Genomic DNA, 16,611 nt, shown 5'->3' with positions numbered 1-16,611 from the left:
CATTTGACGCGCACTATTGGCGGACGACAAACTCCGATTCCTCAGGCATCAGATGAATTTTTCGCATCCATGAACCCTCGTCGCCTGCCCCCGCTCGGCGCCCTGCGCGCATTCGAGGCCGCCGCGCGCCTGGCCAGCTTCAAGCGTGCCGCCGACGAGCTCGCGGTCACCCCGACCGCGATCAGCCATCAGATCCGCCTGCTCGAGGAATACCTGGGCGTGCGCCTGTTCGAACGCCGCACCCGCCAGGTCGCGCTGACCGCCGATGCCCTGCGCCTGTACCCGGTGCTGCGCGAAGGCTTTGACGCCTTCGCCGCCGCGATCGCGGCGATCGCCGCGCGCCGCGCCCGTCGCGCGATCACCCTGTCGGCGACGGTGTCGTTCACCGCCAAGTGGCTGGTGCCGCGCGTGGCGGCGTTCCGCGCCGCCTACCCGGAATTCGATCTGCGCCTGCACGCGTCCGACGATCCGGTCGACCTGCTGGCCGGCGTCGCCGACGCGGCGATCCGCTACGGCCAAGGCCCCTACCCCGGCCTGGTCTGCCTGCCGCTGATCGAGGACCGTTTCGCGCCGGTGTGCAGCCCACGCCTGGGGTTGCACGCGCCGCAGGACCTGCGCGCCCTGCCCTTGCTGCATGTGGAATGGCGGCATCCCGCCGCGCGCACGCCGAGTTGGCGCGGCTGGTGCGAACGCGCGGGCCTGCAAGGCGTCGCGGTCGACGCCGGCCTGCGCTTCACCGACGACAGCCACGCCATCCAGGCCGCGATCGCCGGTCAGGGCGTGGCCCTGCTGAGTCTGTCCCTGGTCGCCGACGACCTGGCCAGCGGCCTGTTGGTGCAGCCGTTCGGGCCCACACTGGAAGGCTATCGCCACAACCTGGTCTACGCCGACAACGGGCCGCCCAGCGCCGAGGTCGCGGCGCTGCGCGACTGGCTGCTGGCGCAGATCGCGGGCGAGACCGGCTAACGCGCGGCCAGCTGGTAACGCCGCTCCTGGGTCAGGCCGCCGTAGCCGTAGGCGGCGGCGCGGGCGTCGATCACGTGGATGTAGGAAGTCGGGTGCAGGTTGCCGATCAGTTCCTCCATGCGCGCATACACCTGAGCCAGGTAACGCGCCTTCTCGGCCTTGGTGTTGGTCTCGTCGGTGATGCTGATATCCAGCTGGAACGCGTTGCGGCCGGAGTCGCTGAGCGGATGGCCGTCGATGATCCACTGCGCGGGATCGAGGTACTGCAGGGTCAGCGCGATCAGCTCGCGCGGCTTGCCCAGCACCTCGACGGTGAGGTCGGCGATCGCGGCCGCGACCGAGCGCGTGAGCGCGGCGTCGGGCTGTCCGGAAATCAGCAGGGCGATGTGCGGCATGGGCTTGTTCCTGTGGCGGGTGTGGGATCACACTAGCGCCGCCGCTATTATCGGAATAGCGGGATTATTTAATGTCATCCATCGGATATTCCGATGGATGGCGCCTCGTTGGGAGCCGCCGCATTGCGCAGCCTGGACCTGGAACAGCTCCGCTCCTTCGTCGCCGTGGTCGACGCGCGCAGCATTTCCGGCGGCGCCGCGGTGGTGTTCCGCTCGCAATCGGCGATCAGCGAGCAGTTGCAAAAACTCGAAGCCGTGGCCGGCGCGCCCCTGCTGCTGCGCTCGCGCGCCGGCGTGCGCCCGACCCCGGCCGGCGAACGCCTGCTCGCGCATGCGCGCCAGCTGCTGGCGATAGGCGAGCTGGCCCTGCGCGACGTGCAGGACCACGCGCCCGCCACCGAAGTGCGCCTGGCGATCAGCGACTACTTTCGCCCGTCCGAGGTCGCCGCGCTGCTGCGCCATGTCGCGCGCGCCTGCCCGCAGTTGCGCCTGCAGGTGACGGTGGGCCAGAGCGCGGCCCTGGTCGAAGGCCATGCCCGGCGCGACTACGATCTGGCCCTGGTGATGGAGATCAAACCCGGCCGCGCCGGCGGTCGCGCGCTGCGCCGCGAAGCGCTGTCCTGGCTGGCGGCGCCGCATTTCCGTCCGCGCCCGGGCGAACCGCTGGCGCTGGTGCTGCTGCCGGACAGCTGCGCCGTGCATCGCAGCGCGGTGCGCGCGCTCGAACAGCGCGGCATCGCCCACACCGTCGCGCACACCTGCAGCGGCGTGGCCGGTCTGCAGTCGGCGATCGCGGCCGGGCTGGGCGTGGGCTGCCTCAACGCCTCGGCCATCGTCGACGGCCTGGTGCCGGCGCCACGCGCGCTGCGCTTGCCGGCCCTGCCGCCGGTCGCGTTCCGCCTGCTGGCGCCGCCGCGCGGCGCGCCGGCCGCCCTGCTCGAAGCCGACGCGGTGCTGCGCGCCCACTTCCGCTGAGCGCGGCGGGTGCGGCGTTTTGCCGCATCGGCAGCGCGAGGCGCGCTGCCTAGCATGGTCGGCTTCCGCGCTTCAGGAACGCCACCGCATGCCTCGCGTCGCCCACCCAGCCCTGCTCGCCCTCGCGATCGGCCTCGCCCTGCCCGCGCATGCCGAGGACGGCGATGCGCCGACCCTGCCCCGGGTCGAAGTGCATGGCGTGGCCGCGCGGCCGGACACGGTGGACGACATCGAACGCGCCCGACGCCGGCTGGACGAGCGCCCCGGCGCGACCGCGCTGGTCGATGCCGAGCGTTATCGCGAAGGCCGCGTCGGCACCCTCAGCGATGCGCTGTCCTACGCGCCCGGCGTGTTCGTGCAACCGCGCTTCGGCGCCGACGAGGCACGGCTGTCGATTCGCGGTTCCGGCCTGCAGCGCAGCTTCCACGGCCGCGGTCTGGAACTGCTGCAGGACGGCAGCCCGCTCAACCTCGCCGATGGCGGCTACGACTTCCAGGCGGCGGAGCCGCTGTCGGCGCGCTACATCGAGATCCATCGCGGCGCCAACGCGCTCGAGTACGGCGCGGCGACGTTGGGCGGCGCGATCAACTTCGTCTCGCCCACAGGCTATGACGCGCCACCGATCGTGCTGCGCGCCGAGACCGGCAGCGACGGCTATCGCCGCGGTCAGGTCGCGGTGGCCGGCGTATCCGGGCGCGCCGACGGCTACCTCAGCCTCAGCGGCGTGCATCAGGACGGTTATCGCGATCACGCCCGGCAGGAGAACTACCGGCTGTTCGGCAACGCCGGCTGGCGCATCAACGACGAGCTGGATGCACGCGTCTACCTGACCCATGTCGATACGCGCTCGCAACTGCCCGGCAACCTGACCCTGGCCGAAGCGCGGCGCGATCCGCGACTGGCCGCGCCCGCCAACCTCGCCCTGGACCAGCGCCGCGACTATCGCCTGGACCGGCTCGGCGCACGCCTGGCCTGGACACCGTCGCAAGGCCGCAGCCTCAGCGTATCGGTCTACTACGCCGACAAGGCGCTGGACCATCCGATCTTCCAGGTACTGCGGCAGCGCTCGCAGGACTACGGCCTGGACCTGCGCTGGCGCGCCGAAGGCGAGCTCGCGGGCCGCCGCAACCTGTTCGTGGCCGGCTTGGGCTGGGCGCAGGGCGATACCGACGACGATCGCTACTTCAATCTGAGCGGACGAGCGGGTGCGCGCAGCAACCGCTTCGAGCAGCGCGCCCGCAATGGCCGCCTGTACATCGAAAACCAGACCTGGCTGGATCCGCGCTGGGTGCTGGCGCTGGGCGCGCAGGCCATGGACGCGCAGCGGCGTTCGCGCGATCGCTACATCAGCGGCGGCCGCGACGAGAGTTTCGACGTCGACTACGACGGCCTCAGTCCCAAGCTCGGCCTGCGCTATCTGATCGACGAGCGCGCGCAGGTCTACGCCAACCTCAGCCGCAGCCTGGAGCCGCCCAGTTTCGGCGAGCTCACCGGCGGCCCGGGCGTGAGTCAGGTCGATCGTCAACGCGCAAGCTCGGCCGAACTCGGCCTGCGTCTGCAGCGCGAGGCGCTGTCGCTGGACGCGGCGTTGTACCGCGCCCGCGTCGACGGCGAATTGCTGTCCTTGAACGACGAGGCCGGCAATCCGCTGGGCACGATCAACGCCGACCGCACCCTGCATCAGGGCCTGGAACTGGGCCTGAGCTGGCGCCCGCATCCGACCTGGCTGCTGTCGACCCACTACCTCTACAACGACTTCCGCTTCGACGCCGATCCGGTTTACGGCAACCGCCGCCTGGCCGGCATTCCGCGCCAACAGCTGCGCACGCAATTGCACTGGTCCACCCATGAGCGTCTCTATCTCGAGCCCAACCTGGAATGGGTGCCGCAAGGCGCTTACGTCGATCACGCCAACAGCTATCGCGCGCCCGGTTACACCCTGCTCGGCCTGCGCGTCGGCGGCCGGATCGACGGCGCTTGGCGCTGGTTCCTCGACGCCCGCAATCTGCAGGACCGGCGCTGGATCGCCAGCACCAACGTGATCGCCGACGCGCGCGGCCAGGACGGACGCAACTTCCTGCCGGGCGACGGCCGCTCGTTCTACGTCGGCCTGGAATGGCGCCCGCAATGACGGGCCACTCAGCTACCTCGGGAGAATCGCATGCACGCATTGCTCGCCTTCGTCGGCGCCTGGCTGATCCTATGGGGCGCCTTGCTGGCGCTGTTGATCGCACGCGGCCGCGTCGGCGCCGCGCGCACGCTGACCCTGCTGGACCGGATCGAGGTGGCGTTGTGAGGCGCTGGGGTCTGGCGCTGGCGGCGCTGCTCGCCACCGGCTTGCTCGCAGGCTGGGTCGGCGAAGGCCAGCCCGTGGGCGCGCTGCGCGTCGCCGACGCCTGGTCGCGCGCGACGCCGCCCGGCGCCGGTGTCGCGGTCGGTTTCATGCGCGTGATCAATGCGGGCAAACGCGACGACCGCCTGCTCGAGGTGAGCAGCGACGCGGCCGAGCGCGTGGAGATCCACGAGGTCAGCCACGATGGCGGCGTGATGCGCATGCGCCAGCTACGCGACGGCCTGCCGCTGGCGGCGGGCGCGACGGTGCGGCTACAGCCGGGCGGCTACCACCTGATGTTCATCGCCCCGAAACGTCCGTTCAAGCAAGGCGACACGGTGAGCGCGCGACTGCGCTTCGAACATGCGGGCAGCGCGACGGTGCGTTTCCAGGTGCGCGCGCTGGGGGCTAAGACGCACGACGGTCCTTGAAGATTTTTTCGCTGGTAGGGTGGAAAGACACAGCCAAAGCAAATCCCCCCTAGCCCCCTTTTTCAAAGGGGGGAATCGTTTGCGTTGTTTCGTAGGGCCGCCTGGCGGGGCCTTCGATTCGGGTCCTGTTCGTCCTACGTTGCTGCTCTGTTCGTCGCAGTTGGCACGACGAGCGCAGAAGGGTTTTCGCTGGTGGGGCGGAAGGACACAGCCAAAGCAAATCCCCCTAGCCCCCCTTTTTCAAAGGGGGGAATCGTTTGCGTTGTTTCGTGGGGCAGCCTGGCGGGGCCTTCGAGTCGGGTCCTGTTCGTCCTACGTTGCTGCTCTGTTCGTCCCAGTTGGCACGACGAGCGCAGAAGGGTTTTCGCTGGCAGGGCGGAAGGGCACAGCCAAAGCAAATCCCCCCTATCCCCCCTTTTTCAAAGGGGGGAATCGCTGCGTTGTTTCGTGGGGCAGCGTGGCGGGGCTTTCGAATCGGGGCCTGATCGTCTTACGTCGATGCGCTGTTCGCCGCCGTTGGAACGAACCTAAGGCGATAGCCGCGCGCCCTCGAACACCCCAAAAGCGACCGCTCTAATCCCCCCTTTGAAAAAGGGGGGCTAGGGGGGATTTGCTCTTACCGCCCCACCCATCCAAGCCCCGCCCTCAAAGCCGCTCACGCACCGGCCGCTTCGCCAGCCGCCGTTGCAAGGTGCGCCGGTCCACCCCCAGCACGCGCGCCGCCGCGGACACGTTGCCGCCGCATTCGGCCAGCACCCGCTGCACATGCTCCCAACCCTGACGCCGCAACGACGGCGCCTCGGCGGGCGGCGGCGCCTGCTCGGGCGCGTGCTCGAACGCGCGCGCCAACGCGTCGATGTCGAAGGGCTTGGGCAGATAGTTCCAGGCGCCGCGTCGCATCGCATCGACCGCGGTGGCGATGCTGGCGTAGCCGGTGGCGAGCACGATGCGCGCGTGTGGACAGCATTCGCGCAGGGCCTGGATCAGCAGCAGGCCGTTGTCGGCGCCCAGCTTCAGATCCAGCAGCACGCCGTCGGGCCTGAAGGCCTCGGCCGCTCGCAACGCCGTGCCCGCGTCGTGGGCGAGGCAGGTATCGACCTCGCAGCGCTGCAGATGCCGCACCAGGATGCGGCAGAACGCCGCATCGTCGTCGATGACCAGCAAGCGCGCGGGCAGACTCAAGCGCATTCCTCCGCCGGATCCAGCAGCGGCAGCTCGATCTCGGTGATGCAACCGCCGTCCACGCGCGCGATCCGGCGCACCCGGCCGCGACTGCGCTCGATGCTGGCGTTGGAAATCAGCAGACCCAGCCCCAAGCCCGGTCCATGGCGGTCGATCGAAACTGCGTCGGTGGCGCGCTCGGGACCGTGGCCGCGATCGGCGATGGCGATGCGCAGCCAGTCGCCGTCGCATTGCGTGCTCACTTCGATGCGCGCCGGCGCGCCCGCAACCTCGTTGGCGTCGGCGGCGTTGTTGAGCAGATTGAGCAAGGCCTGCGGCAGGCCCGGATCCACGCGCAGGCACCGCCCGCCCGCATCCAGCGCCGTCGTCACCTCGACGCCGGGGCGCAGCAGCAGCCAGCGCTCCAGGCCGTCGCGCACGAACGCGTCGGCGTCCTCGATGGTGGCCTCGCCCAGGGCGCCGCGTCGCGCCAGCGCGGCCAAGGCGCGCACGTGCTCGCGACAGTGAGTGAGCTGGTCGCGCATGCTGGCCAGGTCCTCGGTGCTGGGCGCCTGCGGATGCCGCGACCAGTCGTCCAACAGCAGGCCCATCGTGGTCAGCGGGGTATTGAGTTCGTGCGCGGTGCCCGCGGCCAGCGAGCCCAAGGCCAGTAGCGACTCGTCTCGCATCGCGCGTTCGCGCGCGGCCGCCAGGCGCCGACGCTGATCGCGCACGATCGCCATGAAGCGTCCCAGCACCACCGCCATGATCGCGGCGCTGAGCAGGAAGTTCACCCACATGCCGGTCACGTGCAGGCCGAACCCGTCCTCGCCATGCGCGTGCGGCAGCGGCTGATGGTGGCCGAGCAGCCAGGTGTAGAGCGCGGCGGTCAGCACGGTCAAGCCGATCATCGGCCCGATCTCCAGCGCGATCGCGGCCAACGCCACCGGCACCAGGTACAGCGACACGAAAGGGTTGGCCGGGCCGCCGGACCAGTACAGCAAGGCGGTCAGCGCCAGGGTATCGACCAGCAGTTGCAGCGCGAGCGCGCGCGCGCCACCTTCGCCATGCCGCCTCAGCCATAGATGGCTGGCCAGATTGAACGCCAGCAAGCCCAACGATATGCCTAGCAGCGGCGCCACCGGCAGGGCCAGGCCCAGGCGCTGAACCACGAACGCGATCGCCAGACATTGACCGGCCACGGCCAGATAGCGCAGGTAGACCAGGATTTGGATCACAGCAGGACTTGGATCACGGCGAGGCGGCGATCACGGCCGGATGCGCGCTAGCGGGATGCGCAGGATACGGCACCGTGGCCCGCGGCGGCCCCGACGACGCGCACGCAGCGGTTGCGGCACAGGGGGTTGTCGTAGAACCCGCTGCGTCCGCCAGCCCGACGCCGTCGCCGGCCGGCTGTAAAACCCGGCCGTAGCGGCCGGTCCAACGCTTCCGCGACCGGGCCCGCGATCGGGCCTGGTCTGCTTGCTCCGCGAGCGGCCGCCGTGAGCGACGTCCGCCGCCGCGTATCCCTATCGGTACGCGCTCGTCGATCGATGGGCTGGCTCCGCGGCCGTGGATCGACGTGCGACGGGAACCGACGAGTATCCCTGTCGCACGCCTCGCGAAGCGCACTCATAAGCACACTAGAGCAGCATCAGCTCGGATCGCTCCTTGGTGGCGCCGTCGACGAAATAGAGCTTCTTGCCCGAATCGACTCGGTCTTCGACTACTTGGTACAGGCGCAAGGCCTGGCGGATCGCGGCCGTCTTGCTGACGCCCTTGCGCACGCACAGATCCTCCAGGAACTGCATCTCGGTCCCGGCGAGATTCAGCGTCATCCTACGTCTGGTTTCCTTCATATCGCACCTCGAATGGAAAGTTGATTACGAATGGAGCAAACGACGCGCTTTCGCTTTGTAGTTGTCGCGCGTCGAATCACTTGCAGCGATCCTTGTTGTTGTTTGACGTTCCTGTCGGTGTTGCTTGTAGCCGCTGTGTAGCCATCCCATGGTTCGCGCCGTACCGGCCGCATCCACCGGGCGCCACGGCCGGTCCTGGCCGTGTTGCCCTTCCGAAAACCCGGCCGCTAGGGGGCGGTCGGGTCGCGGTATCGCTGCATTCGCATTCGGTGAGCTAGCGCCGAATACAACGCAATATCGTCAATAACTCCCCACTAGGTTAAGAAACCAGCCTTTGTGGTCGTAATCGAAGTCGGTCAGGTCGTCGCTGAACTCGGTGAAGTTGTAGCCGACGCCGACGCGGAAGTTCCGGCCCACGTCGCGGTCCACGCCCAGCAGGACGCCCTGGCGGTCGCCGCCGTCCTTCACGCCCAACCAGCGGTACTCGGCCAGGCCGTGCCAGACCTCATCGAGTTCGTAACGAACCTGAACGGCTCCGAAGGTCGCCGAGGAATCGGCCCACTCGCCTTGCAGACGTCCGTAACGCACGCTGCCCTCACGGCGCGCCAGCTTGCCGGCGAACTCCCAGTGATGGTCCGGGTTGTAGACGCCTTCCAGCGCCAGCACCTGGCTGCGCTGGTCGTAGCTGGCCACATTGGGGCCCACCTGCGGCAGCGAGGACACGTCGTAGAGGTAGGTGTACTTGCCCAGCAGCGCCCAGCGCGTGCTGTCGTAGGGGCGCCAGGCGAAGCCGGCATTGCCCTCGACGAACTTGGCCCCGGCCTCGGCGTTCAGCTGATCCTTGGTCTCCGAATAATTGAAACGGCCGGCGACGCGGAAGCTCTCGTTGAACTTGTGCAGGTAGCGGTTGGTGGTCACCCACTGCTCGCGGCGTTCGGCCCCGGTATCGCGGCGCCATTCCAGCTTGCTCTGCCACTGGGTGTCGACCGAGCTGCGCCCGCCGTTCAGGCTGATCGCGCGGCGGTCGACCTGGCCCAGGTTGAGCTCGCGGTCCAGGGTCGCGTTCTGCAGGGTGAAGCCCAGGTTCCAGCCCTCGCCGGGATAGAAATCCATGCCGAAGGTGTGGGCCAGGCCGGACTCGTCGGGCTGCTTCAGGAACTGGCTTTCGTTGAACATGTTGACCTGGTTCGACAGGCGCCAGCGCTGGCCCAGGGTCCAGCCGCCGTTGACGCGGTCGCCGAACAAGGGGTCGTAGTCGCTGCGGTCGGTCGAATAGGTGTAGCTGCCGTAGACCGTGTGCTCCGGATTGATGCGGTACTCGGCGTCGATCTTGGCCGCGTCGCCGCGGTCGCCGGTGGTCAGCTCCGCGCCGATGCTGGACAGGTCGCCGAACAGGTACTTCGCGCCCAGCGAGTAGGCGTTGTTGTCGGCGTACTTGCCGCCGTCGTCGTCCAGGGTGAGCTGGGCGGTGCCGAACAGCTCCAGCTGGGTGCCGATGCGTTGCTTGTACTGCAGCGCGGCGAGCGTGCCCACGGCGTCGCCGCTCAGGCGCTGCTCGTCGACGCGGCGCAGCTCGGCGCTGAGGGTGGCATCGTCGTTGAGCCGCCACTCGCCGGTGAGCTGGGCCTGGGTCAGCGACTCCGGCCCGCGCTCGGCGATCGAGTAGCGGCCGAACAGACGCACCGCCGGACCGAGCTGGCCCTGGAACTCGGCGCCGCGTTCCTCGATGTCCTCGCCCGTGCTCAGGCGCGAGATCGAATAGCCGTCGCTGACCCGACGCCACCAGGCGCCGACCGTCCAGTCGTCCTGGCTCCAGCCCAGTTCCTTGAAGTTGACCCGCGCCTCGACCGACTTGGCCTCGCCCGAATGCGCGCCCAGGCCGGAGGTGATCTCGGTGAAGCTCAGGCCGCCGTTGTCGGAACGGAAGATCGGTGCGCTGTTGGCTTCGGTGCGGCTCTGCTCGAGCTTGAGGTAGGTGCCGCGACCGGCTTGCAGGGTCAGATCGGCGCCGCGCAGCGAATAATCTTCGCCGGCGCGGTTCTCGTCGACATAGGTCGCGCCGACGGCGACGTGCTCGCCGAACCAGTGCTTGCCGCGGAAGCCGAGGGTGAGCTCGTCGGCATCGAAACCGCTGGGCACGAATTCGTAGTCGACCAGCAGCATCTGCGCATAGCCGTCCAGCGGCGTGTCGCGGGTCAGGGTGCGCACGTTCTCGCGCGTGACCTGGGCCAGCGGACGCGAGAGCAGCAGTCGGCCCTGCAGCTCGTCGATCTCGTAATCGGCGCCGCGCACCAGCTCGACCCGGTTCTCGACCCGGCCGGTGGTGAGGTCGCGAATTTCCAGCACGACCTTGTCCGAGCCCGGCAGCACGTCGGTGTGCTTGAGGTAATACAGGCTGCCGCCGGTGCCGACGAACTCGCTGTGCCCGGGCGCGGACTGCGCCTGCGAGCCGAACGCACGCAACTCGGTGCCGGGTTCGCCGACCTCGGTGGTGCGGCGGCTGCGCCAGGACACGGCACCGCCGTACAGCGAACGGCTGTACTGGCCGTACTCGGTGCCGGTGATGCCGGTGTTGAAGTTACCCCACAGCGCCTGGTTCTTGTCCCAGTCCACGCGCAGATAGAGCCGGCCCTGCGTGTCGACGTCGCGATAGGTGGTCGAATCGTCGCCGTAGACCGGGTAGTACAGGTCCGGATCCAGGCGGCGGAACACGTCCTGCGGATCGGCGTCCCAGAAGCCGTTGAACAGCTCGCTGACTTCGCGTTCCTGGGTGTCCGCCTGCGCGGTCACCAGATACTTGCCCTTGATCTTGCCCTTCAGATAGAACGCGAGGCGGCCCTCGAGCAGGAAGCCGTCGTCGAAGCGATCGTCGGCGGCCAGCGGCTCGATCGAGCCGGACACGCTGGTCTTGGACGCGGTCAGGTCCGCCAGCGCGACCGCGAACATGTAGCGGCCGGTGACGTCGATATCCAGTTCCTGGTGCGAGGCCTTGCCCGCACCGCCGCCGACTTCGACGTCGAAGCGATGCTTGCCGACCGGCACCAGGTACTCGGCCACCATCTTGCGCTCGAGATCGATCGGATGGCTCTGGCCGTTGATCTTGAGCGTGTAGCCGGTGGGGATGTTGCGGCCCTGGATGCGGATGCGCGAGCCGTACACCGCGATGTTCTGCTGGCGCAGGCTGTTCTCGCCGAACACGCCGTCCAGCAGACTGCGCTGTTCGGCTTCCTCGGCATCGAAGCTGCTGCCCAGTTTCTTCTCGACCGAATCGCGCAACAGTTGCAGGCCGCGCTCGGCTTCTTCCGGGCGCACCAGCTGGAAGCGGCGCGGATAGGTCTCGTCGTAGCTGCCATCGGCGCCATGCGCGCGCACGATGTAGATCAGTTCGTCGCCGGTGCGCAGTTCCAGCCCGGACGGCAAGGCGCCGTCCCAGGTCGCCTCACTGACCGAAGCGGTCGGCAGTTCGACGGTGGCCAGCGGCGTCACCAGGTCGCTGTCGCTGGCGCGGTAGATCAGCACCTGCGCGCGCTGGATGAAGGCCGCGTAATTGCTGTAGGCGTAGAAGCGCACCGGCTTGACCACGCGGGTGCCGTCGTAGGCCAGCAGCGAGGGCGCGGAGACGTTGAACTGCGGCTGGCCGAGATTGGGATCCTCGGTCGCCCAGACCACGCCGCCGCCGGGCAGCTGCAGGGACCACTTGCCGATCGCGACCGCCTGGCCGGGCGCCAAGGCGTCCTTCCAGGTCGAGCGCGAGTCCTCCACCTCCACCGACACGCGACGGTCCGGCTGCAGGGTCTGCGAGCTGGAACCGTCGGTGGTGCCCTGGGTGACCGGCTGCCGCTCGCCGCGCGTGCGCAGCTCGAACAGCATGCCGTCTTCGCTGCGGCAACCTTGGTCGCCGCAATCCAGACTGGCCGCCTTCGCCGGTTCCGGCGCCTTCGCTTCCTGTGCGGAAGCGACCGACGCCAGGCCGGCGAGGATGCCGATGAGGGTGTAATCGAGCAGTTTCATCTTCATGGCATCCCCCTTCACTTCTCGGTATCGCCGGCAGGGGCGGCCGGATCGTTGCTGAGATCGACGCGGAACGTGCGCCGCAGCTCCGGACTGATCTTGGCTGCGATAGCGTCGTAGACCGCCTTGGCGCGGCGCATGCCGAGGGCGACGTTGTAGTCGTCCGAAGCGCGCTTGTCGGTGTGACCGGTGATGACGATCCGGGTCGAGCGCATCTGCTCGATCGCGACAGCCATCTTGTCGATCAGCGGCAGGTACTGCGGCTTGATCGTGCTGCGGTCGGTGTCGAACAGGACCTCGCCCAACAGCGGCCACTCGGCGAAGCCGACCACGATCGACTCCGGCCGCTCGGCCTCGGTGCGCACGCTGATCGTCAGCGCCTTGAACTGCTCGGGCGTCAACATGTCTTCCAGCGCCTTGCGCACCGCCAGCGCACGATCCATCGCCAGGGTCTCGTACTCGCCCTGGGCGACGATCACGACTTCGCCGCTGCCGTACTCGCGCACCTTCTCGGCCATCTTCTCCACCGCGGGCAGGTACTGCGGCGTAACCGCCGCACTGCCCGGGGCGAAGAAGACCTCCCCTATCCGCATCTCGACCTGCTCCTTGGCGCCCGGGATCTCGCCCGGGGGCAGGCGCACGCCGAAGTCGAAGCGCACCGGCAGGCCCGGAGTCACACGGCGCACCACCGGGTTGTCGGTGGTGAACACGCTGCCCGGAGGCAGGGTGGCCGGATCGACCTTGAGGATGAAGTTGCGCCCGCGCTCCCACGGCCCGCCGGCCACGCCCTCGAGGTGGTAGCGACCGAACTGATCGGTTTCGATCAGCAGGCCTTCCACCGACGCGACTCGCACGCCCGGGATGCCGCGTTCGTCGACACCGGCATTGCTGACGATGTAGTCGACCCGATAGCCGCCCTCGACCTGGGCCACGCGGCGCTCGACCTTGGGATCGGCACCGGTCAGACCCTTGGCGGCGTCGCCGCTGCGCTCGACGCGGCTGTTGCCTGCCTTGTCCATGCGCACCGTCAAGCCCTCGGCGGTGGTCAGCGCGAAGCCGTCGTCGAAGTCCAGCGCGTTGAGCGTCTGGCTGATCACCACGCGGTGCGCGGCGATCGGATCGGCGTCGGACTGACGGGCGGAGATCGTGCCCAGCTCGATGCCATGCAGCAGCGGTGAGCTCGCGTCGGCTTCCGGCGCAGGGCCGGTACCGCGATCGACCGTGGTCGAGTTGGCGACGTAGGCGCCCGGGGCGAAACCGCCCTGGATGCGGATGCCGCTGAGCCCGGCCGGATCCTGCCAGCCGTCCTGGTCGCGGTCGTCGAACACGGTGCCGATGATCAGAGACTCATCCAGCAGCGGATCGGCGACCAGTTGCACCTGCGCGGTGGCCACGTTCGAGCGCACGCCGTTGTCCTCGGCGAACACGCTGTTGACGTGCATGCCCGGCCGCACGCCGGCGCCGACCTTCAGCAGGTACACCAGGGTGGCGCGCCCGCCCGCGACGATGTCGACCTGATCGACCCGCACCGGGAAGGTACCCACCAGGCGACCGGCACCGTCGGTGTCGGCGACCTGCAGGCTGTTGGCGACGTAGCTGAAGCCGGCCGGCGGCGTATCGATCACCGTGACATCGGTTGCGTCGACCCGACCGGTGTTCTCGATCGTCACCGTGTAGCGGACCAGGTCGCCGATCTTCACGTCGCGCGGATTGGCCTGCTTGCTCACGCGCAGGGTGGTCGCCAGCGGCTCCACGGTCACGACCGCGGTGCTGGTGGCGGTAACCGTGGCGGTCTGGCTGGTCGAAGCGTGGGTGCCGGTGGCGACCACGACGTTGTCCAGGGTGCCGCCCGCGTTGGCTTCGGCCTCGGTGATGGTGTGCGTGTAGCTGTTGCAGGTGGCCATGGCCCCCGGCGTCAGCGTGGTCGGCGCACACGTCAGCGTGGTCGGCGTGCCGTTCTCGTAGGTGTCCAGCGCGGTCAGGTTGGTCAGGGTGACATTGCCGGTATTGGTGACCGTCACCGCGTAGGTGATCACGTCGCCGGCATTGCCCGTCCCGACCGTACCCAGGTCGGTGGTCAGCGTCGCGGTCTTGGTCGCGGCGATGGCCGGACGGCCCTGGATCACGACCGTGAACGTCGGGTTGCACTCCGGCGCGGTCGAACCCACCGGGCAGGCGCCCGGCGTGCTGGTGGTGACCACGGCGGCGTTGAACACGCTACCCGCGTCGACGTCGGCCTGGGTCACGCGGTAGGTACCGGTCAGCACGCAGGTGCCGGCCGGCGCCACGCTGGCGCAGGTGATGGTGTTCGGCACGATCTTGCTGTCCGTCACCACCACATCGGTCAGGGTCACGTTGCCCGTATTGGTCGTCGTCACGGTGTAGGTCAGGGTGTCGCCCGCGCTCACCGCACCGTTGCGGTCCTCGTCGGCGTTGCCGGTCATGGCCTTGACCGAGTTCAGCGCAGGCGTCTGCACCACCGGCACGGTCACGGTCGGGTTGCACTCCGGCGCGGTCGAGCCCGGCGGGCAGGTGCCCGGCGTGCTGGTGGTGACCACGGCGGCGTTGACCACGTTGCCGGCATTGGCATCGGCCAAGGTGACCCGATACGTACCGATCAGCACGCAGGTGTTGCCCGGCACGACGCTGGCGCAGGTGATCGAAGCCGGGGTGATCTTGTTATCGGTCACCACCACATCGGCCAGGGTCACGTTGCCCGTGTTGGTCRTCGTCACGGYGTAGGTCAGCGTGTCGCCCACCGTCACCGTGCCGCTGCCGTCTTCGTCGGCGTTGGYCGTCATGGCCTTGGTCGAGGTCAGCTGCGCCGTCTGGATCACCGGCACGGTCACGGTCGGGTTGCACTCCGCCGCGGTCGAGCCGACCGGGCACACACCCGGGGTGGTCGTGGTGACCACCGCGGCGTTGACCACGTTGCCGGCATCGGCATCGGTCTGGGTCACGCGGTAGGTACCGGTCAGCACGCAGGTGCCAGCCGGCGCCACGCTGGCGCAGGTGATGGTGTTCGGCGTGATCTTGCTATCCGTCACCACCACGTCGGCCAGGCTCACGTTGCCCGTGTTGGTCATCGTCACGNTAGGTACCGGTCAGCACGCAGGTGCCAGCCGGCGCCACGCTGGCGCAGGTGATGGTGTTCGGCGTGATCTTGCTATCCGTCACCACCACGTCGGCCAGGCTCACGTTGCCCGTGTTGGTCATCGTCACGSYRTAGGTCAGCGTRTCGCCYACCGTCACCGTGCCGCTGCCGTCTTCGTCGGCGTTGGCCGTCATGGCCTTCACCGAGGTCAGCGCAGGCGTCTGGGTCACCGGCACCGTCACGGTCGGGTTGCACTCCGCCGCGGTCGAGCCGGCCGGGCACACGCCCGGGGTGGTCGTGGTGATCACGGCCGCATTGACCACGTTGCCGGCATCGGCATCGGTCTGGGTCACGCGATAGGTACCGGTCAGCACGCAGGTGCCAGCCGGCGCCACGCTGGCGCAGGTGATGGTGTTCGGCGTGATCTTGCTATCCGTCACCACCACGTCGGCCAGAGGTCAGCGTGTCGCCTACCGTCACCGTGCCGCTGCCGTCTTCGTCGGCATTGGCCGTCATGGCCTTGGTCGAGGTCAGCGCAGGCGTCTGCGTCGCGTTCACCGTCACCTGATCGGTCGGCGACGTCGTGCCGTCCGCCGTCGCGCTGGCGATGTTGGTCACGCTGCCGCTGTTCAGATCGGCCAGGGTCACCGTGTACGTCGCCGTACAGGTCACCGACTCGCTCGGATCCAGTTCGCCGTCCAGGTTGCCGACCGTCGTCACCGCCGGGCAGCTCACCGTCGTCTTGTCGTCCGCCACCGTCACCGGGCCCGTCAGCGACACGTTGCCGCTGTTGGTCACCAGGTAGCTGTAGCTGATCGTGTCGCCCACGGCGGCGTAGTTCGCCGTTGTAGTGGTCTTATCGATCGTCAGCGAAGGCGCAGGCGCCAGCGGCGTCGTCGTCGTGTCCGGCGGACTCGTCACAGGCGGCTGGCCGCCCGGCGGGGTGCCGGTCGCCGTCGCGCTGTTGTTCGACGTACCCGCGTTCACTTCGGCCTGCGTGATCGTGTGCGTGCCCACATCGTGGTGCTGGTCTCGCCCGACGGCAGCCGCGGCCTCGGATCCGGCGCCAGCGGCGTCGTCGTCGTGTCCGGCGGACTCGTCACAGGCGGCTGGCCGCCCGGCGGGGTGCCGGTCGCCGTCGCGCTGTTGTTCGACGTACCCGCGTTCACTTCGGCCTGCGTGATCGTGTGCGTGCCCGTGCACGTCGCCACCTCGGTCGGCGCCAGCGTCGTCACGTCGCAGGTCGCAGGAGCGTCCAGCTGCGCGTCGGTCACCGACACATTCGTCAGCGTCACGTTGCCCGTGTTCGTCACCGTGAACGTGTACGGGATCGTGCTGCCCGCCGTCGCACCCGTAGGCGCACCGGCGACCTTATCGATCGTCAGCC

The 16,611-nt window shown here is 68.8% G+C and carries 12 protein-coding genes; 6 read left to right on the top strand and 6 right to left on the bottom strand.

The genetic code is table 11. From position 1 onward, the window contains the following. The first annotated feature begins 69 nt into the window (after window positions 1-69). Window positions 70-966, top strand: a complete 897-nt coding sequence (gene gcvA, locus ASE35_RS07795; protein ID WP_057160153.1) for a transcriptional regulator GcvA — start codon at window positions 70-72, stop codon at window positions 964-966. Here the strand turns inward: gcvA and ASE35_RS07790 are convergent. Next, window positions 963-1,361, bottom strand: coding sequence for a 4-oxalocrotonate tautomerase family protein (locus ASE35_RS07790; RefSeq protein WP_057163479.1), 399 nt, complete (start codon window positions 1,359-1,361; stop codon window positions 963-965). The genes gcvA and ASE35_RS07790 overlap by 4 nt on opposite strands. A 93-nt stretch (window positions 1,362-1,454) precedes the next feature. Between ASE35_RS07790 and ASE35_RS07785 the strand changes: the two genes are divergently transcribed. The 4 genes from ASE35_RS07785 to ASE35_RS07775 all read left to right on the top strand — a co-directional run bounded on the left by ASE35_RS07785 (window position 1,455) and on the right by ASE35_RS07775 (window position 5,099). Beyond that, window positions 1,455-2,336, top strand: a complete 882-nt coding sequence (locus ASE35_RS07785; RefSeq protein ID WP_057163478.1) for a LysR substrate-binding domain-containing protein — start codon at window positions 1,455-1,457, stop codon at window positions 2,334-2,336. An 88-nt stretch (window positions 2,337-2,424) separates the two neighbouring features. Then, window positions 2,425-4,467: a TonB-dependent receptor gene (locus tag ASE35_RS07780; protein WP_057163477.1), complete on the top strand. Its 2,043-nt coding sequence runs from the start codon at window positions 2,425-2,427 to the stop codon at window positions 4,465-4,467. Window positions 4,468-4,497: 30 nt separating this feature from the next. Continuing rightward, a complete protein-coding gene (locus ASE35_RS22195; RefSeq protein ID WP_255356371.1) occupies window positions 4,498-4,632 on the top strand; it encodes a hypothetical protein in 135 nt (44 codons plus the stop codon). Next, window positions 4,629-5,099: a copper chaperone PCu(A)C gene (locus tag ASE35_RS07775; RefSeq protein WP_057163476.1), complete on the top strand. Its 471-nt coding sequence runs from the start codon at window positions 4,629-4,631 to the stop codon at window positions 5,097-5,099. The genes ASE35_RS22195 and ASE35_RS07775 overlap by 4 nt, the downstream gene beginning before the upstream one ends. A gap of 645 nt (window positions 5,100-5,744) precedes the next feature. On the opposite strand, the gene ASE35_RS07770 is transcribed toward ASE35_RS07775, so the two are convergent. From ASE35_RS07770 to ASE35_RS07740, 5 genes are all read right to left on the bottom strand, one after another. Beyond that, on the bottom strand, window positions 5,745-6,281 hold the full coding sequence (locus ASE35_RS07770) for a response regulator (RefSeq protein WP_235568676.1): 537 nt from the start codon (window positions 6,279-6,281) through the stop codon (window positions 5,745-5,747). Beyond that, window positions 6,278-7,498: an ATP-binding protein gene (locus tag ASE35_RS07765; protein WP_057163475.1), complete on the bottom strand. Its 1,221-nt coding sequence runs from the start codon at window positions 7,496-7,498 to the stop codon at window positions 6,278-6,280. The genes ASE35_RS07770 and ASE35_RS07765 overlap by 4 nt, the downstream gene beginning before the upstream one ends. Window positions 7,499-7,903: 405 nt before the next feature. Continuing rightward, window positions 7,904-8,098 carry a hypothetical protein gene (locus ASE35_RS07760; protein WP_200943987.1) on the bottom strand — a complete coding sequence of 65 codons (195 nt, stop codon included), beginning with the start codon at window positions 8,096-8,098 and terminating at the stop codon, window positions 7,904-7,906. Window positions 8,099-8,419: 321 nt separating this feature from the next. Next, a complete protein-coding gene (locus tag ASE35_RS07755) occupies window positions 8,420-12,136 on the bottom strand; it encodes a hypothetical protein (RefSeq protein ID WP_057163474.1) in 3,717 nt (1,238 codons plus the stop codon). Window positions 12,137-15,653: 3,517 nt separating this feature from the next. Next, entirely contained in the window at window positions 15,654-16,241 is a 588-nt protein-coding gene (locus ASE35_RS07740) for a hypothetical protein (protein ID WP_162259040.1), read from the bottom strand. Between ASE35_RS07740 and ASE35_RS21945 the strand changes: the two genes are divergently transcribed. Then, on the top strand, window positions 16,230-16,611 hold a 382-nt coding region (locus ASE35_RS21945), incomplete at its 3' end, for a hypothetical protein (RefSeq protein WP_057163470.1). The two genes, ASE35_RS07740 and ASE35_RS21945, sit on opposite strands and share 12 nt — an antisense overlap.

The organism is Lysobacter sp. Root916, from assembly GCF_001429785.1.
In the GTDB taxonomy this organism is placed as follows: Bacteria; Pseudomonadota; Gammaproteobacteria; order Xanthomonadales; family Xanthomonadaceae; genus Lysobacter.
This window is presented reverse-complemented; position numbering and strand designations above follow the sequence as displayed.